Raw genomic sequence first — 15,753 nt, forward strand, 5'->3', positions numbered from 1 at the left:
AAATTTTTATGTTATAAATAACTTTTACCTAAAATCATACCAAAATAGATACGAAGAGATTGCTTTCTTGGAAAAATTCGCAATTATATTGTAAATTCCATTAAATAATCATCCATTACAAATCCGTTTCCAATATCGAAAATACCTTCTTCATAAACTTTGTAACCCTGAGATTCGTAAAAATTTTTAGCGGCATTATCTTTATTGACTTTCAAGATAATTCGATTGTCTGCATTTGAAGCAACTTCTTCTTTTAAAAAGTTCATGCCTTCTTTTCCGATATTTTTTCCTTTTGCTTCTGGCAATAAATAAATGCGGTGAAGTTTAGTAGTCTTTCCTTCGTAATGAAGTTCAAAACCTATGAATCCAACTATCTGATCTTCATTGATAATTAAATAATAATGATAATTGCTATTTTTTATTTGCGTAGAAATGACTGCTGAAGAATACATTTCAGACAACATATAATCAATTTGCTTTGTCGAAAGAATATTTTTGTACGCCGAATTCCAGGATTTTTCTGCCAACTCGCGAATGAGCGGAATATCTTTTTCCGTAGCTTTTTGAAATGACGTCATGCTATTTAATTTAAAATTAACTTAATTCAATCAAAGTAATTTCGGGTTCTATTCCGACTCTTCCAGGATACGCAATTACGCCAAATCCACGATTTACATAGAGGTTTTTTCCTTCACTTTCATATAAATCAGCCCATTTTTTATAACGAAACTGAACAGGTGACCAACGAACATTTTTCAAATCTAAACCAAACTGCATTCCGTGAGTATGTCCAGAAAGCGTGAGTTGCACATTCGATGGATGTTTTTTCACAATCTCATCAAAATGCGTAGGATCGTGGCTCATCAATATTTTGGCAGCTTCTGCAGGAATTCCGAAACTTGCTTTTTCTAAATCTCCATATTGTGGGAATGGTTTCAAACCCCAATTTTCAACGCCTAAAATATAGAGTTTTTCGCCATTTTTTTCGATGATCCGATGTTCATTTCGCAGCATTTCAAATCCAGCTTCTTTTTGGAGGGCTATTAAATTAGGAATGTTCTGCGCTTTTTCTTCTGCAGATTTCCATTCTCCATAATCGCCATAATCATGATTTCCCAGGATAGAAAGTTTTCCGTCTTTCGATTTGATTGTGGAAAATAATGGAACAAAAGGTTTGAATTCTTCTGCATAATTATTCACCATATCACCCGTAAATAATATCAAATCGGCGTTTTGTTCATTGATCAAATTGATGGCTTTCTGTAATTTTTCGGGATGAAAAAAACTTCCGCTGTGAACATCAGAAATCTGAATAATTTTATAACCTTTGAAACTTGCGGGCAATCCTGCGATTTTAAGTTTTACTCTTCTGACACTGTGACGGTATTTTCCAAAGATGATTCCATCAATAAAAAGTCCTGCGAGGATTGCTGCACTTCCTAAACCGATCAGACTCAAAAATTTTCTTCTCTCTGGAAAGTGATTTGCTTCCGGTGTAAAAGTGGATAAACCAAAACGTAAAACTCTAAGGAAATCTTCTGCTAGTAAAAAAAATAAAACGAAGAATTTTGGCAATATGAAAATTAAAAATACTGAAGTAATAATCTGAATACGATGATGATCCCGATCTGATTTTTTAAAAGTTAAAAGCTCATAAATGAAAAAACCATAAACCAAAAGGGTAATGGCCCAATATCCGATTCGTAATCCTGTATTAGAAGTGATGGTTTTAAAGGCTTGATAAATGTAAAATTCCAGAAGGAAAATGAGTCCTGTAAATATTAGAAAATTTCTTTGTATGTTCATATAGCAGTTTGAGAAGACCCTTTGAAGATGTTTTTATAGAGGTCAAAAATAGAGTTAAATTAAAAAAGCACAAAATTATTTTTTGCGCTTTTATCTATTTTATTGATAGGTTTTTATGGAAACCGATAAACAATGGCGTTAATGTTCATACCGGCACCTACAGAAGTAAAGACAATGTTGCTTTTTTCTTTGAAAGTGTGACCTTCTAATTTTCCTTTAATAATGAGGTCAAACATCGTTGGAATAGTTGCTACAGAGGAATTTCCCAATTCCTGTATGGTCATTGGTGAAATTGCGTGGTCGTAATCTGATCTCCCATACAGTTTATGAAGTCTGGAAATCATGGCATAATCCATTTTTGCATTAGCTTGATGGATAAGGATTTTATCGATATCATCTAATGTTAATCCTGCTTTATCGATGGTTTCTTTTATTGCCTCTGGAACGTTTTTCAAGGCATATTCATAAATTTTTCGTCCATGCATTCTGATGTAAAGCGGTCTTCTGTCCTCATCTAATTTTAGAGAAGGAGCGTGTTCCAGATAATTCAGTTCGGAATCATTATCACAAATAGTGCAATCCGCAATAATTCCTACCGTTTCATCGTCTGTAGCTTTCACTACTACAGCTCCGGCTCCATCTGCGAAAATCATTCTGTTTCGGTCAAACGGATCGGTAACCCGACTCAATGTTTCAGAACCAACGACCAGTATTAATTTCGCTTTTTTTGCTTTTATTAAAGTATCTGCCAAAATCATGGCTTCAACCCAACCTGGACAACCGAAGATCATATCATAATTTACACATCGTCTGTTCTTAATTCCGAGTTTATTTTTCACTCTTGCAGACATCGACGGCATGAAATTCGTCATTCCATCTTTGTTTACTTCGCCGAAATTACTGGCATAGATAATATATTCTAAATCTTCCTGATCGATTTTTGCATCTTCGATGGCTTCTTTTGCCGCGCGGAAACCTAGATCTGAATTGAATTCGTCATCTTCAAGATAGCGTCTGTTCTCAATTTCTGTAATTTCTACAAATTTCTGAATGACTTCTTCATTAGGTTTATTAATTTTTTCACCTTCATCGGTGTAGAAAACAGAGTCTTTGAAATATTCTCTGCCGATGATTTTGGTCGGAAGATAACTCCCGGAACCTATAATGATTGTATTAGGCATATTTTAACTTGAAAAATTTAAGGCAAAGTTAAGAATTAATATTGTATCGTCTTAAAACAAAATTATTATTAAATTTGCAAAAGTTTTTTTAGAACAACTTTATGAAAATCAGTGCTTCCACGAAAGGTTTGATCATTTCCCTTCTCACCGTAATTTCCGCTTTCGGAATTTACTTTCTGTTTTTGGCGAAAAAGAATAGTTTTTTGGTAGATAATCCTACAGAAAATACTTTTTACTTTAAAATTAATGATGGCAAAGAAGCAATTATTGCCGCTGGACAAAACGTAACCGTTGATCTTAACAAAGGCAAAAACCAGATCAAAGTCTTCGACGCAAACAAAAAATTGCTTTACGATTCTGCATTTGTCGTTAATAAAGTTCGCGGCTTACTCAATATTGCTCATCAGGATTATTATGTCAACGAACAGTTTTACGGCTATAATTTAAATAAAGATTCTCTCATTGCTGCCAGAAAAGCTACGGAGATCGATGGTAAAAATTACGTGAATACGCCGAAGCGATTTAATAAACTGTACACCGATGATTTTTATTATAATGTAGACGAAGATTACGATAAAGTAGTAAAAAATGTACAGAAAGTTGAATCTAGAAGCAAAATCTTCCGCAAACAGGATTTTTTGAATTACTACAAAGAATATTATAAATTTTAAATAAAGTATTTTGAATCAAGTTACCCCATATAATACAGAAGCAGGAAAAAAGAAAGAAGTCGAGGAAATGTTCGACAATATTGCTCCGAAATATGATCTGTTGAACCATGTTCTTTCCATGAAAATTGATGTTCTTTGGAGAAATACTTTGGTAAAATGGATGAATAAAGATGAACCTAAAGAAGTCCTCGACGTTGCCACAGGAACCGCCGACTTGGCGATTGCGGTACAGAAAGAAACCGGTGCTAAAGTCGTAGGACTTGATTTGTCGCAGTTGATGTTAAACGTTGGTATCGATAAAATTAAAAAACTTAAATTAGACGACCAGATTAGCATGGAAAAAGGCGACGCTGAAAACTTGCGCTTCGAAAGCAATAAATTCGATTCGGTTTGCGTTGCATTTGGAGTTCGTAATTTCGAGAATCTGGAGAAAGGATTAGCAGAATTAAGAAGAGTAGTAAAGGAAAATAAAAGCGTTTATATTCTTGAGTTTTCAAAAGTAGAAGGTTTTTTAGGTCCTTTCTATCAATTTTATTTTAAAAATATTTTGCCGCAAATAGGCAAATTAGTTTCCAAAGACAACAGAGCTTATACCTATCTTCCGGATTCGGTAAACGCTTTTCCTTTTGGAGAAAAAATGAAAAATATCCTTTTGAACACAGGTTTTAAAAACGTAGAGTATAAAAAATTGAGTTTCGGCATCGCAACGATTTATAAGGCAACCAAATAATATGTGGAAAACAGTATTGAAGACTAATATCATTATAGCAATTTGTTTTGCGACAATTGCGAATGCTCAACTTTTTCGTACCAAAGACCGAATGGATAATCTGGAAGGATTTGATAATCAGAAATTCAGTTACGGTTTTTATCTTGCCGGAAATAATTTTGATTACAAATTAGTTCTCGATCCCAGGTTTGGAATGAATGGTCAGAAAAGTTTGGTGCAAACCAAATCTTCTTACAGTTTTGGTGCAGGACTGATCGGGAAATTTCGTTTGAATGATAATTTCGATTTGAGATTTGAACCAGGACTACAATTTGTTGAACGAGAAATATTTTTCGATACTCAATCTAACGACCAGTTTCAAGCCGGAACTCCAGCAAACGCACCTTTTACACCAAGACCATTGACCGACGCAGATAAATTAAGAACGGTAAAATCAACTTATGTAGATCTTCCTTTGTTGATAGAAGTTCATGGTGACCGATGGTATAATTCTCGTCCTTACGCCGCCGCAGGAGTGAACTGGATGATGAATCTTCAGTCAAACAGTACCGCTCCAGATGATAATGCACAAGGATTATTCCGGACCACAACAAGTAATTTTGCATGGTCTGCAGAAATTGGGATCCAGTTTTATTTCAGCAGATTTAAATTAACGCCAGGTTTTCGTGGAACCTTCATGATGAATGACGAAATGGTTGCCGATAATCCGGGAACTCCACCTTATTGGTCGGCTGCAATCTCGAGTGCGAAAACCAGAGCTTTGATGTTTGTTCTTAAATTTGAATAAAAAAACTAAAATATTTACGAAAGAGGAGGCGAACATCGCTTTCTCTTTTTTTTATTTCAACATATTCGGAAATTAGTCCTGAATAATCCATCAATTCAAATTAAAATTTTATATTTTTGCTAAATAGTTAGAATTAATTAAGCCTGAAAATGCTCAAAGATTTAGATAATAGTTTTTCGGTTTTAGAAAAGAGGATTTTGAATGTAACAAAGAACTATCAAAACCTTACCGAAGAGTATTTAGAATTGTCCCGAGAGCATGATGAACTGAAGAAGAAATACGAAGAGGAAAGAAAAAACAATCAGGTTTTAGCAGAAGAACAAAAGAAAATAAAGCTTTATTCAGCAATATCAGGAAATCCAGACCATAATCGATTGATGAAAAACCATATCAACAGGTTAATAAAAGAAGTGGATCATTGTATTGCAGAACTTCAAAACAGCGGATTGTAATGGAAGTAAGAAGAATTACCATCAACATTGCCGGAAGAAACTACCCGCTGAATGTTCCTGCCGCAGAAGAGGAAACTCTTCGGAAAGTGGGAAAAAGTATTGAAGCGATGATTAAAGATTTTGAACAGAATTTTGACGTGAGAGATAAACAGGATGCTTTAGCAATGTGTGCCTTAAAATTAGGAACCAATGCCGAAGTTTCACAGATCACGAACGAAAAAAATATATTAGCTTCCAACGAAAGATTAATACAGATTAATCAAATGCTGGAGGAGCTGGAAAAGTAGATTTTTCTTTTCCGGAAAATAACTGCCTACAATAGTTCTAACACATTACAGGTAAACTCAACGCTATACAATTGCCGAACGAATGTTTATTTAATGGCGCGCCGACTTGCTCGGATTACAGAAAATAAAAAAAAGTTCAAATCGTGTTGATAAGGAGTTTACTCTATATCTTGAACTATTGTGGGCTTTTTTTTGCGTAAAAAATTGATTTTAAGGGCGAATTAACTTTTAAAAAATATAAATGAATTAACATTATGTGTGCGAAATTAGAACTGCATACATTCAACTTTAAATATAAAATTATGAACTATAAAACTAAACATATATGACACCAACAGCAATTATAATAGGCGTTGTTTGCCTTGTTCTAGGAGCAGTGATCGGAATGATATTTTCTAAAAGCTCTTTGAATGCGAAAGCAAAATTCATTGTAGAAGATGCGAAGAAAAATGCCGACAACCTTTTAGAAAAAGCAACTGTACAGGCAGAATCCATCAAAAAGGAAAAGCATTTACAAGCCAAAGAAAAATTCATGGAACTGAAATCTCAACATGATGCAGATATTCAGAGCAGAGAAAGAAAAATGCAGGATTCAGAAAAAAGAGTCAAAGACAAAGAGCAAAAACTCAATGATGATCTTAGCAAAACCGGTAAACTAGAAAAAGATCTAGACCGCCAAATTGGAGATTATGGTAAGAAACATGAAATCTTAGAGAAAAAACAACAGGAATTAGATGCAGTTACCGCACAAAAAGTGGAAATGTTAGAACGAATTTCTGGATATTCCGCAGAAGATGCTAAAAACGAATTGGTAGAAGCTTTAAAAGCAGAAGCCAAAACAAGAGCTCAAGCTCATGTGCAGAATATTATGGCAGAAGCGCAGTTAAATGCGAAACAGGAAGCTAAAAAAATCGTTATTCAAACCATTCAGAGAATTGGTACGGAGCAAGCGATCGAAAATTCAGTATCGGTTTTTAATATTGAATCTGATGAAGTTAAAGGTAGAATTATTGGTAGAGAAGGTAGAAATATCCGTGCTTTGGAAGCTGCAACTGGCGTAGAAATCATTGTTGATGATACCCCGGAAGCAATTTTGCTTTCATGTTTTGATCCTGTAAGAAGAGAGATCGCAAGACTTTCGCTTCACCGATTGGTTACCGATGGTAGAATTCACCCGGCAAGAATCGAAGAAGTTGTAGAAAAAACCAAAAAACAGATCGAAGAAGAGATTACCGAAGTTGGTAAAAGAACAGTTATCGATCTAGGTGTTCACGGACTTCACCCGGAATTGGTAAAAATCGTAGGACGAATGAAATTCCGTTCTTCTTACGGTCAAAACTTATTGCAACACTCCAGAGAAGTTGCAAATATCGCAGCGACAATGGCTGCAGAATTAGGTTTAAACGTAAAATTGGCAAAAAGAGCCGGTTTACTTCACGATATTGGAAAAGTTCCGGAGCAGGAATCTGAACTTCCACACGCACTTTTAGGAATGCAGTGGGCGGAAAAATATGGTGAAAGTCCAGAAGTGATCAACGCAATTGGAGCTCACCACGACGAAATAGAAATGACAGGTTTGCTTTCCCCAATTATTCAGGTTGCAGATGCTATTTCAGGAGCAAGACCAGGAGCAAGAAGACAGGTTTTGGAGTCTTATATCCAACGATTAAAAGATCTGGAAGCAGCTGCTTTAAGTTTCGACGGAGTTTCCAGCGCTTACGCAATTCAGGCAGGAAGAGAACTTCGGGTAATGGTTGAAAGTGGAAAAGTAAGCGATGACAAATCTGCGCAACTTTCTTATGATATTTCAGAAAAAATTCAGAATGAATTAACGTATCCAGGACAAGTTCGGGTTACGGTAATTCGCGAGACGAGATCTGTGAATATTGCGAGATAAAAATTGCAAATAATTAATAAAAAAAACTCCTTTCAATGATGAAAGGAGTTTTTTTGTGGGAAAAGGAATCTGTTTGAATTCTTATTTTTCTGAATTAGGTATTTTAACGAAAGAGGTTTTTTAGCAAATTTTGTTTTTGCGAGTTTTTTTCAGGAAACTTTAATTATTCAAATTTAGTTTCATCATAATGTCCGTTTGCTCATCATCTCCAACTTTAAAAATATGCTGGTCGAACTCTACAAAACCATTTTTAGTGTAAAACCTGATCGCTCGTGGATTTTCCTCCCAAACTCCTAACCAAATGTAATCAGCCTTTTTTTCTTTCGCAATTTCGATGGCTTTGTTATAAAGTAATTGCCCGACATTCTTCCCCAGAAACTCCTGAATCACATAAATCCGTTCTATTTCTATAGCTTTGTCGTCTTGCAATTCAGTCTGTGATGGGCCAAAATTCAATTTCAAATAGCCGATCACCATTTCATCAAGAGTCGCAAAATAAAATTCGCTGTTCGTATCATGAAGTTCGGAAGTCAGCTTATCTGTGGAAAAAGCTTCGTCCAAAAATATCTTCATATTCTCTTCTGTGTTTCCGCTTGAAAATGTTTCATAGAAAGTCTTTCTGCTGATTTTTCGCAGTTGCTCAAGGTCGACAAGCGTGACTTTTTTAAGATCTACTTTTTCCATTTTCGCTTTATTTGAATTTTCTCAATCTTATTCTTAATTGCGATTTTTGATCATTACATAACCAGATAAAATTCTGCCATCGGAAACCACGATATGGTACCAGTAATTTCCTGTAGGTAGTTTTCTGCTGAGATATTCGCCATTCCAGGAGAAAGGTCCGTTCACACTTTTATCTAAAACGATGGTTCCAAAACGGTCGATCACTCTTATTTTAGAGCCGGGATATTTTTCAATTCCTTCAATCTTCCATTCGTCATTAATACCGTCGCTGTTGGGTGTGAATATATTGACGATCTTAAAAAGAATAAAATCTTTTTCTGCAATCGCGCAGGGTTGTGAACCACTTCTGACAAAAGCAGTATGGTTTCCATTCTCCACATTGTAGAATGTCGGTGATGATTGCCACTGCGATCCGTCGATCGAATATTCAAGCACTCCGATTCCCGTTGCAATGATTCGCACCGTGCTGTTTTCTATTTGAATTTCGGTGATCACTGGTAGATCCACTTTCTTTACTACGACTGATTTAACGGTATTACAGCCTGAAATATTCGTAACGGTGATCTGATACGTTCCGCTTTGATTTACACTAATGATCTGTTGATTACTGAAAGGATTTCCGTTAAACGTCCAGGAATAAGATTTGATTCCGGCGTGAGTTCCTGCGTCTAACTGTACAGAATCATTTGGACAAAACTCTGCTGTTGAGGGCACATTAACAACCGGTGAAGCATTCAGTTGAAGCGTCAATTTTACTTTTGCCTTACAACCTGAATTTGAACTTATCTCTACAAAAAATGTATTTGGTCCCGTTTGTAAAGTATGATTGGTTGCATCTGAAATGAGTTGGTTATTCTGGTCAAAATAGACGTAAGAATAATTGGTGGAGTTCGCAACCAGATCAGTTTCATAATGCATTAAATTTAATTTCTTAGTTCCATTTTCATCTGAACATAAAGAAGGTGCGGCGAAATCATTTGCGGGAATATTTGTTGTTACTAAGATTACTGCAACAGGCAATCGCTGAACACTTTCGCAACCTTGAACAGTTTGAGTTGCATAATAAGTGATGCCGTTCTGAAGCACCGTATTGTTTGGAAGCGCACTAGAACCGGAATTATTACTGTACCATTTTATCTGACTTCCTACAACGACGAGGTTTGAAACAGCGGCGTTTTGACTGATACAGAAAGTTTGCGGAGAGTTACCGGTCGGTGGAGGAGTAGTGATGATGTTAACTGTAACCGGAGTTCGCTCACTCTCGCAACCATTAATAGTTTGAGTCACGAAATAAGTAGTTCCGTTAACCAAATAAGTTGTTGCCGGAATTGCAGTTCCACCAACTGGTGAATTGTACCACAAAATATTGGTTCCTGTTGCCAAAATATTAGTGATGGTCGCATTTTGCTGTATACAGAAATCCTGAATATTATTGACTAAAGGTTTTGGTGTTGGATTGATAAAAGTATTTACGACTACTGAAGCAGCGATCGACTCACAACCCAGCGTATTTTTAATTTTCGCAAGGTAAGTTTTCGGCAATAAACCAGTGAAAGTATTTGAGTTTTGCCAGGTCAATCCATTATCAATACTGTACTGTGAAGCACTTTCATTAATGGTAATATTTGCAGACTGATGCGAACAGTCAATTTGCTGCACAGTCGCAGTAGGAATTTTCGGCGTATTTGCAGGAACATTGATTGTCACTGATACTGAACCAGATTCGCAACCCGCGCTGTTCTTCACTTTCAATTGATAAGTTCCCGGAGCAAGTTGCCCCGATGTCGAATTAAATGAATAAGTAAGTCCATTGTCAAAACTGTATTGATATTCCGTAGAAGTAATGGTAATATTTCCAAATGGGTTTACACATGAAGCAGGTTGAATAACAGCAACCACAGGAAGTAGCGGCGCATTTGGCGGTACATCAACCGTTGCAATTGTTGCAGGAGACGAACAACCATTTATCGATAATTTAATTCGGATATTATACGTTCCGGGAGATAAATTTGAAGACGCAGAAGTGATCCAGGTTGCACCATCATCAAAACTATAAAAAGCCGCAGCGGAAATTACAGCTACATTTCCCGAAGAAGCAGTACATCCGGAAGGTTGCGTTATAGAAATCTGTGGAGCACCTGGTGTGATTGGCTGCACATCTACGGTCGCAATTCCTGCAAGTGAGGTACATCCTGCGCTGTCTTTGATCATTAAGTTATACGTTCCAGGTCCCAGATTCGATTTCATACTTGTCAGAACGTAGGTAATTCCATTATCGAAACTATATTCCGCAGCTGAAGTTGTGATCTGTATGGAACCCAAAGCATTAGTACAATTCGGCTGCACAATAGAAAATGCCGGAGCAGGCAATGGAGCCGGAGTAGTAACTGTTGCAACAATTGCATCTGAAATACAACCTGCGGCATTTTTAATTTTAATTTTATAAGTTCCGGGAATTAATCCGCTTTTGGTATCTGCATAAACGAAGGTCAATCCGTCATCGAAACTGTAGGTCGCTGCACTTGTTGTTACCGTAATCGATCCTGTAGAAACGCTACAGGTTGGTTGTACGATCGAAACTGAAGGAGCTGCGATATTAATTCCCGAATTTAAAGTGACCGCAACCGACGCAGATTCACAACTTGCGCTATTCGTTTTAATTCTTACAATATAAGTTCCTGCTCCAATATTTTTTTTCACTGGATTTGTTGTCCAGGTCGCGCCGTCATTGAATGTATAACTCGCTGCAGAAGTAGTGATGGTAATGCTTCCGTCGGTCGCGTCACATGCAGTTGGTTGTTTTATAGTGACCAGAGGTGTTGCAGGAATTGCTGGTGCTGCGTAAATATAGGCGTAAGCGCTTTGTGAAATACAACCGAATGAATTCTTAATCAAAATGTTGTAGTTGCCAGAATTCACGTTATTTTTTACTGGATTTGTCGTCCATGTTGTGCCATTATCAAAACTGTAAAGATCTGCAATCGTATTGATGAAAATGCTTCCTTTCGGACTTGTACATGTTGGTTGAATAGTAGTTACACTCGGTTGATTCAGATAAAATTTGCTTATGGACGCCGAAGTTCCCTGCGAAATACAGCCCGCAGCATTTTTAATTAAGACCGTAAAATATCCGGGTGTCGGATTGAGCAGAACCGGATTTGTACTCCAGGTAGCGCCATTGTCAAATGAATATTGGGCGGCTTGTGAAACAACGGTAATGCTTCCATAATTTCCACAGGTTGGCTGAATTACTTTTATTAAAGGACGCGGTAAATAAAAGGTGTTGATATAAATACTCATATCATAAGGATTGGAAGTACATCCCTGCGCATTTTTAACGACGATCCTGAATGAACCTGATGTTAGGTTGGTCAATTCATTAACGGCACTCCATGTTTGCCCACCATCAAAACTATAAGAAGTAGCCGGTGTTGTGATTTTAATGCTTCCTTTATTAGCACAAGTTGGCTGAATGATCATAACATTGGGTTGTGGTAGATAGAATTTAGTTAAACCCACAGAAACGCCATAGGAGTTAGATTTACATCCCTGCGCATTTTGAACCATGAGATTGTAGTATCCATCCGCAAGATTGGTAAAATTAGGTGACGAACTCCAGGTTTGTCCGCCATTTATACTATACTGAGTCGCAGATGTTGTGATTGAAATCGTTCCACCAACTCCGCAACTTGGCTGTGTAACGGTATAAGTAGGATTTGGAAGTAAAAATGCTACAATATTTACAGAAGTTGTATTAGAAGTACAGGTACCAGATTTCACCATAACACTGTAATATCCCGGCGAAACATTATTCAAAATTGGCGAGGTTGTCCAGGTATAACCACCATCAAAACTATAGGAAGTTGCCACGCTTGTCACTGTTATGGTTCCTTTTGTGCCGCAGACTGGTTGGACGATATTCACTGTGGGACTGGCGAGATTCGTCGTATTCATGTAAACAGAAATGCTGTTCGATTTACAGTTCGCATTATTTTTTACGACGAGGTAATAACTTCCCGCCGGTAGATTATCAAAGACTGGATTTGTGGACCACGTGTATCCTCCATCAATACTGTATCCATCTGCAGCAGAAGTGAAAGTAATATTCCCAATATTCCCACAACTTGGATTGACCGCAGTGTACGTAGGATCATCAAGGTAGATCTGATTGAAATAGACGTAATTGGCTTCAGATACGCAATTCTGACTGTTTTTGATCATCACATTGTAACTAGAACTTGCCAGATTGGTAAAAACATTTGTGGTATACCAGTTTACACCGCCATTAATACTGTAAAAACTAGCAGCTGTATTAATGGTGATCGTGCCTTTTGTACTACAGGTAGGTTGAGTGATAGTTACTGATGGAAGGGGAAGTTTTGTTTCAGACAGATAAATACTTTGCGCATTCGAGGTGCAGCCTAAAGCGTTTTTGATCATGATCTGATAACTGCCGGCAGGTAGACTTTTGGTATTCGTGGTTACCCAAGTTGCGCCATTATCAAAACTGTAAAAATCTGAGACCGTGTTAATGGTGATGCTGCCATTATTTCCGCAGGTCGGCTGAACGATCGAAGTGAAAGGATAATCAAGCTTCGGTGGATATAAATAAACCGCTGTAGACAACGATTGACAACCCGCTGCATTTTTCAATTTGATACCATAAGTCCCGGCAGACAAATCCTTCGTATTACTTGTTGTCCAGGTGGCACCGTTATCGAAACTGTAGAAATCAGCTTCTGTTTTGATATAGATCGTACCCGTTTCGCCACAGGTTGGCTGTATGACTTCATAATCAGGAGAGGTGTTCTGAAAAGGTTGTATATAAATACTCTGAAAGTAAGACGTACATCCTAAGTTATTTTTAATCCCGACCGAAAAGTTACCTGATAAAACATTCGATAGGACGTTTGTAGTAACCCAGGTTTGGCCGCCATTGAAAGTATAAAAATCTGAGGGCGTATTGATCGTAATGCTTCCCGGAACCGTACAAGCAGGACTTTTCACCGTAAAATCAGGATTTCCTAATGTTGTACTCGATATTAAAATTACTGCTGGGTTTGAAATACATCCTGCAATATCTTTGGTTCGTATGGTGTAAGTTCCTGGCTGTAAAAGATCAAAAGTGGAATTTGTAACCCAGGTTATTCCATTGTCGAAACTGTAAAAAGCCGAATTGGTGATAATGGTAATGCTTCCCGTATCTCCACAGAATTTCGGTTGTGTCGCATTATAATTTGGATAAGCAGTTAGAGCAGGGACAATGGTAACCGACTGAGCGTAAGAAGTACATCCTTTCGCAGTTTTGATCAATACCTCATAGTTTCCGGGATAAAGTCCGGTTTTTATAGGATTAGTCACCCAAGTTACGCCATTATTAAAACTATATTCAGACGCAGGAGAAATTACTTTAATGGTACCTGTAGAAACAAAACAAGAAGGCTGCGTGATTTCCAAAGTCGGCGTCACCGCAGTCTGACTTGGTTCAATGGAGACCGTTGCAAGGCTGGAACATCCAAAACTATCGGTAACTGTAACCGTATAGATTCCAATATTTGTTACCGTAATTATTTGCGTAGTTTCTCCCGTGCTCCATAAATAAGTGGCTCCTGAAGAAGCTTTCAGATCGGTACTTCCGGAACATACATTTAATATTCCTGAAATGTTCGCCGTGGGGTTTTTTACTTCTACATTAACCGGAATGATCTTATAACAACCTGCATCTCTCCAAACTCGGATATAAACTACAGCAGACGCGGAATTATAACTCGTGAAATTAGAGATCGGATTGGTATTATTAAAGGCGCTGTTATAATCTTTGAAATAAGTAAAAGTAAGGCCTGAAACCGAACTCACTATTTGCGCATCAAAACTGGTCAGATTAAAATCTTCGAAACCATCATGGTTCGTATCACATTTTGAAATTTTTGCAGTATTCACATTCAAAGTACAGCCTGAATAACAGTTTAGAAAACTGATATCCCAACCATCGTTCGCATCAGGATCGTTGGCTGAAGCAAATATCGAAGTATTGCCGCTGCTTCCACAACCTCCGCCGGTTCCTGCTGCAACATCAAAATCTGCGGTGACACCCACATTATAATTTCCGCTCAAAATATCCGGGAAGTTCTGCGCTAAAAGTGAAAAACAAAATTTATTATTCACGGTATCCAGAGAGGAAGGAGTCGTCGTGGTATAAACAACATTTCCGGTTGCGCCGTATACTTTTAAGGTCAATTTTTTTAAAGTAGCTGTAATCCCTCCAGAATTTGGTAAGGTATAATTTCCGCAAACACTGATCGGAAGAGTAGGACAAACCGCATACAAAGGATCCAAAGTAACTGATCCTACAAAACTCTCATTAGAGTGCAGAACACAGATGTCATCGACATATGCATAACCAAAATGTCCGCCCAAACCGCATCGCGACGCCATGAACTCTACCGTAAATTCTTCATTATTCGGAATTGAAGAAATATCCAAAATTCCCGATTGCCAGTTGGCGGTGTATAGAGTTACATAACCGTAACCACCTTGCGGAACTTTGGTGAAAATACAGTTTTTCTCATCACCAACTAAACAGAATTCGCTTACAACCTGATTATTTTTATTAAGGATCCTTGCTTTGAAAAAGGGTTGATTATCAGTGTGACTTGAATCATAAACAGATTGTAGTACGGCTTTGTAGTTGAATTTTAAGAAGTTTTCGTTATTGGTTTTAAATCTTTTTCCCTGCGCTATAGATCCGTAAGTGCTTGAGTTTTCAAAATTTAATTTTAATGCATACTGGTCAAATGCTTTGATGTCGCCCATGAATCGATCGATCAGATTCGCCGGAACCGAAGTCGCCATCACCGATGTATTCGTGGGACTGTATTGTGGAATTGAAGTGTCGCCTGTATTCGAAATCGATTTACACTGCGTTGGTCCAGGCGGATCACCGATATTATAAAGGAAATTTTTAATATAATTAGAACCACTTATACTTTCAACTTGCTCAAAACCACCATTCGTACACATTTCTACAGCAGTTTGTGTGGCTTTGTGCATGCCGTGCTTTTCCAGTTCAATTTTGCGGTTTCTTTCTTGTGTGAATTTTATTTTCTCGCTGTTGCTGGTAATTATTTTTCCTGACGCATTTTCAAACATGCCATTTCGCAGATAATTTGCAGTATCGGAAGGCTTCGTTTGGGAGTAAATATTTTGAAAAAAGAAGAGTAAAAGTAAAAGGTAGAATTTCTGCATTAATTATATTTTA

Annotated in this window: 11 protein-coding genes; 6 read left to right on the top strand and 5 right to left on the bottom strand. The window is 37.3% G+C overall.

The features are described from left to right. Window positions 1–83: 83 nt before the first annotated feature. The 3 genes from OA86_RS09045 to OA86_RS09055 form a co-directional block, all read right to left on the bottom strand. Window positions 84–578: a GNAT family N-acetyltransferase gene (locus OA86_RS09045; protein ID WP_082017317.1), complete on the bottom strand. Its 495-nt coding sequence runs from the start codon at window positions 576–578 to the stop codon at window positions 84–86. A gap of 16 nt (window positions 579–594) precedes the next feature. Then, the gene (locus OA86_RS09050) at window positions 595–1,800 is read right to left on the bottom strand and encodes a metallophosphoesterase (RefSeq protein WP_039352251.1); all 1,206 of its coding nucleotides are present in this window, start codon (window positions 1,798–1,800) and stop codon (window positions 595–597) included. 119 nt (window positions 1,801–1,919) lie between these two features. Further along, window positions 1,920–2,987: a 3-oxoacyl-ACP synthase III family protein gene (locus OA86_RS09055; RefSeq protein ID WP_039351927.1), complete on the bottom strand. Its 1,068-nt coding sequence runs from the start codon at window positions 2,985–2,987 to the stop codon at window positions 1,920–1,922. A 101-nt stretch (window positions 2,988–3,088) separates the two neighbouring features. Between OA86_RS09055 and OA86_RS09060 the strand changes: the two genes are divergently transcribed. From OA86_RS09060 to rny, 6 genes are all read left to right on the top strand, one after another. Next, window positions 3,089–3,658, top strand: a complete 570-nt coding sequence (locus OA86_RS09060; RefSeq protein WP_039351930.1) for a hypothetical protein — start codon at window positions 3,089–3,091, stop codon at window positions 3,656–3,658. Between the two features lie 10 nt (window positions 3,659–3,668). Further along, window positions 3,669–4,388: a bifunctional demethylmenaquinone methyltransferase/2-methoxy-6-polyprenyl-1,4-benzoquinol methylase UbiE gene (gene ubiE, locus OA86_RS09065; RefSeq protein WP_052257465.1), complete on the top strand. Its 720-nt coding sequence runs from the start codon at window positions 3,669–3,671 to the stop codon at window positions 4,386–4,388. A 1-nt stretch (window position 4,389) separates the two neighbouring features. Beyond that, window positions 4,390–5,175 (top strand): type IX secretion/gliding motility protein PorT/SprT, encoded by a 786-nt coding sequence (gene porT / locus OA86_RS09070; RefSeq protein ID WP_039351936.1) that lies wholly within the window; start codon window positions 4,390–4,392, stop codon window positions 5,173–5,175. Window positions 5,176–5,324: 149 nt separating this feature from the next. Further along, a complete protein-coding gene (locus tag OA86_RS09075) occupies window positions 5,325–5,627 on the top strand; it encodes a hypothetical protein (RefSeq protein ID WP_039351939.1) in 303 nt (100 codons plus the stop codon). Beyond that, window positions 5,627–5,914 carry a cell division protein ZapA gene (locus tag OA86_RS09080; RefSeq protein WP_039351942.1) on the top strand — a complete coding sequence of 96 codons (288 nt, stop codon included), beginning with the start codon at window positions 5,627–5,629 and terminating at the stop codon, window positions 5,912–5,914. The genes OA86_RS09075 and OA86_RS09080 overlap by 1 nt, the downstream gene beginning before the upstream one ends. 325 nt (window positions 5,915–6,239) lie before the next feature. Beyond that, the gene (gene rny, locus OA86_RS09085; protein ID WP_039351945.1) at window positions 6,240–7,811 is read left to right on the top strand and encodes a ribonuclease Y; all 1,572 of its coding nucleotides are present in this window, start codon (window positions 6,240–6,242) and stop codon (window positions 7,809–7,811) included. 159 nt (window positions 7,812–7,970) lie between these two features. Here rny and OA86_RS09090 read toward each other — a convergent pair whose 3' ends face one another. Then, window positions 7,971–8,495, bottom strand: coding sequence for a GNAT family N-acetyltransferase (locus OA86_RS09090; RefSeq protein ID WP_039351948.1), 525 nt, complete (start codon window positions 8,493–8,495; stop codon window positions 7,971–7,973). A gap of 33 nt (window positions 8,496–8,528) precedes the next feature. Then, window positions 8,529–15,740, bottom strand: a complete 7,212-nt coding sequence (locus OA86_RS09095) for a T9SS type B sorting domain-containing protein (protein WP_039351950.1) — start codon at window positions 15,738–15,740, stop codon at window positions 8,529–8,531. Between the last annotated feature and the right edge of the window lie 13 nt (window positions 15,741–15,753).

This window comes from Kaistella jeonii (genome assembly GCF_000812865.1).
Taxonomy (GTDB): domain Bacteria; phylum Bacteroidota; class Bacteroidia; order Flavobacteriales; family Weeksellaceae; genus Kaistella; species Kaistella jeonii.

Bases quoted from the DNA above. Each gene is read 5' to 3' on its own strand.
- OA86_RS09045 (WP_082017317.1), bottom strand. From the start codon at position 578: ATGACGTCATTTCAAAAAGCTACGGAAAAAGATATTCCGCTCATTCGC.
- OA86_RS09055 (WP_039351927.1), bottom strand. From the start codon at position 2,987: ATGCCTAATACAATCATTATAGGTTCCGGGAGTTATCTTCCGACCAAA.
- OA86_RS09060 (WP_039351930.1), top strand. From the start codon at position 3,089: ATGAAAATCAGTGCTTCCACGAAAGGTTTGATCATTTCCCTTCTCACC.
- porT (WP_039351936.1), top strand. From the start codon at position 4,390: ATGTGGAAAACAGTATTGAAGACTAATATCATTATAGCAATTTGTTTT.
- OA86_RS09075 (WP_039351939.1), top strand. From the start codon at position 5,325: ATGCTCAAAGATTTAGATAATAGTTTTTCGGTTTTAGAAAAGAGGATT.
- OA86_RS09080 (WP_039351942.1), top strand. From the start codon at position 5,627: ATGGAAGTAAGAAGAATTACCATCAACATTGCCGGAAGAAACTACCCG.
- rny (WP_039351945.1), top strand. From the start codon at position 6,240: ATGACACCAACAGCAATTATAATAGGCGTTGTTTGCCTTGTTCTAGGA.
- OA86_RS09090 (WP_039351948.1), bottom strand. From the start codon at position 8,495: ATGGAAAAAGTAGATCTTAAAAAAGTCACGCTTGTCGACCTTGAGCAA.
- OA86_RS09095 (WP_039351950.1), bottom strand. From the start codon at position 15,740: ATGCAGAAATTCTACCTTTTACTTTTACTCTTCTTTTTTCAAAATATT.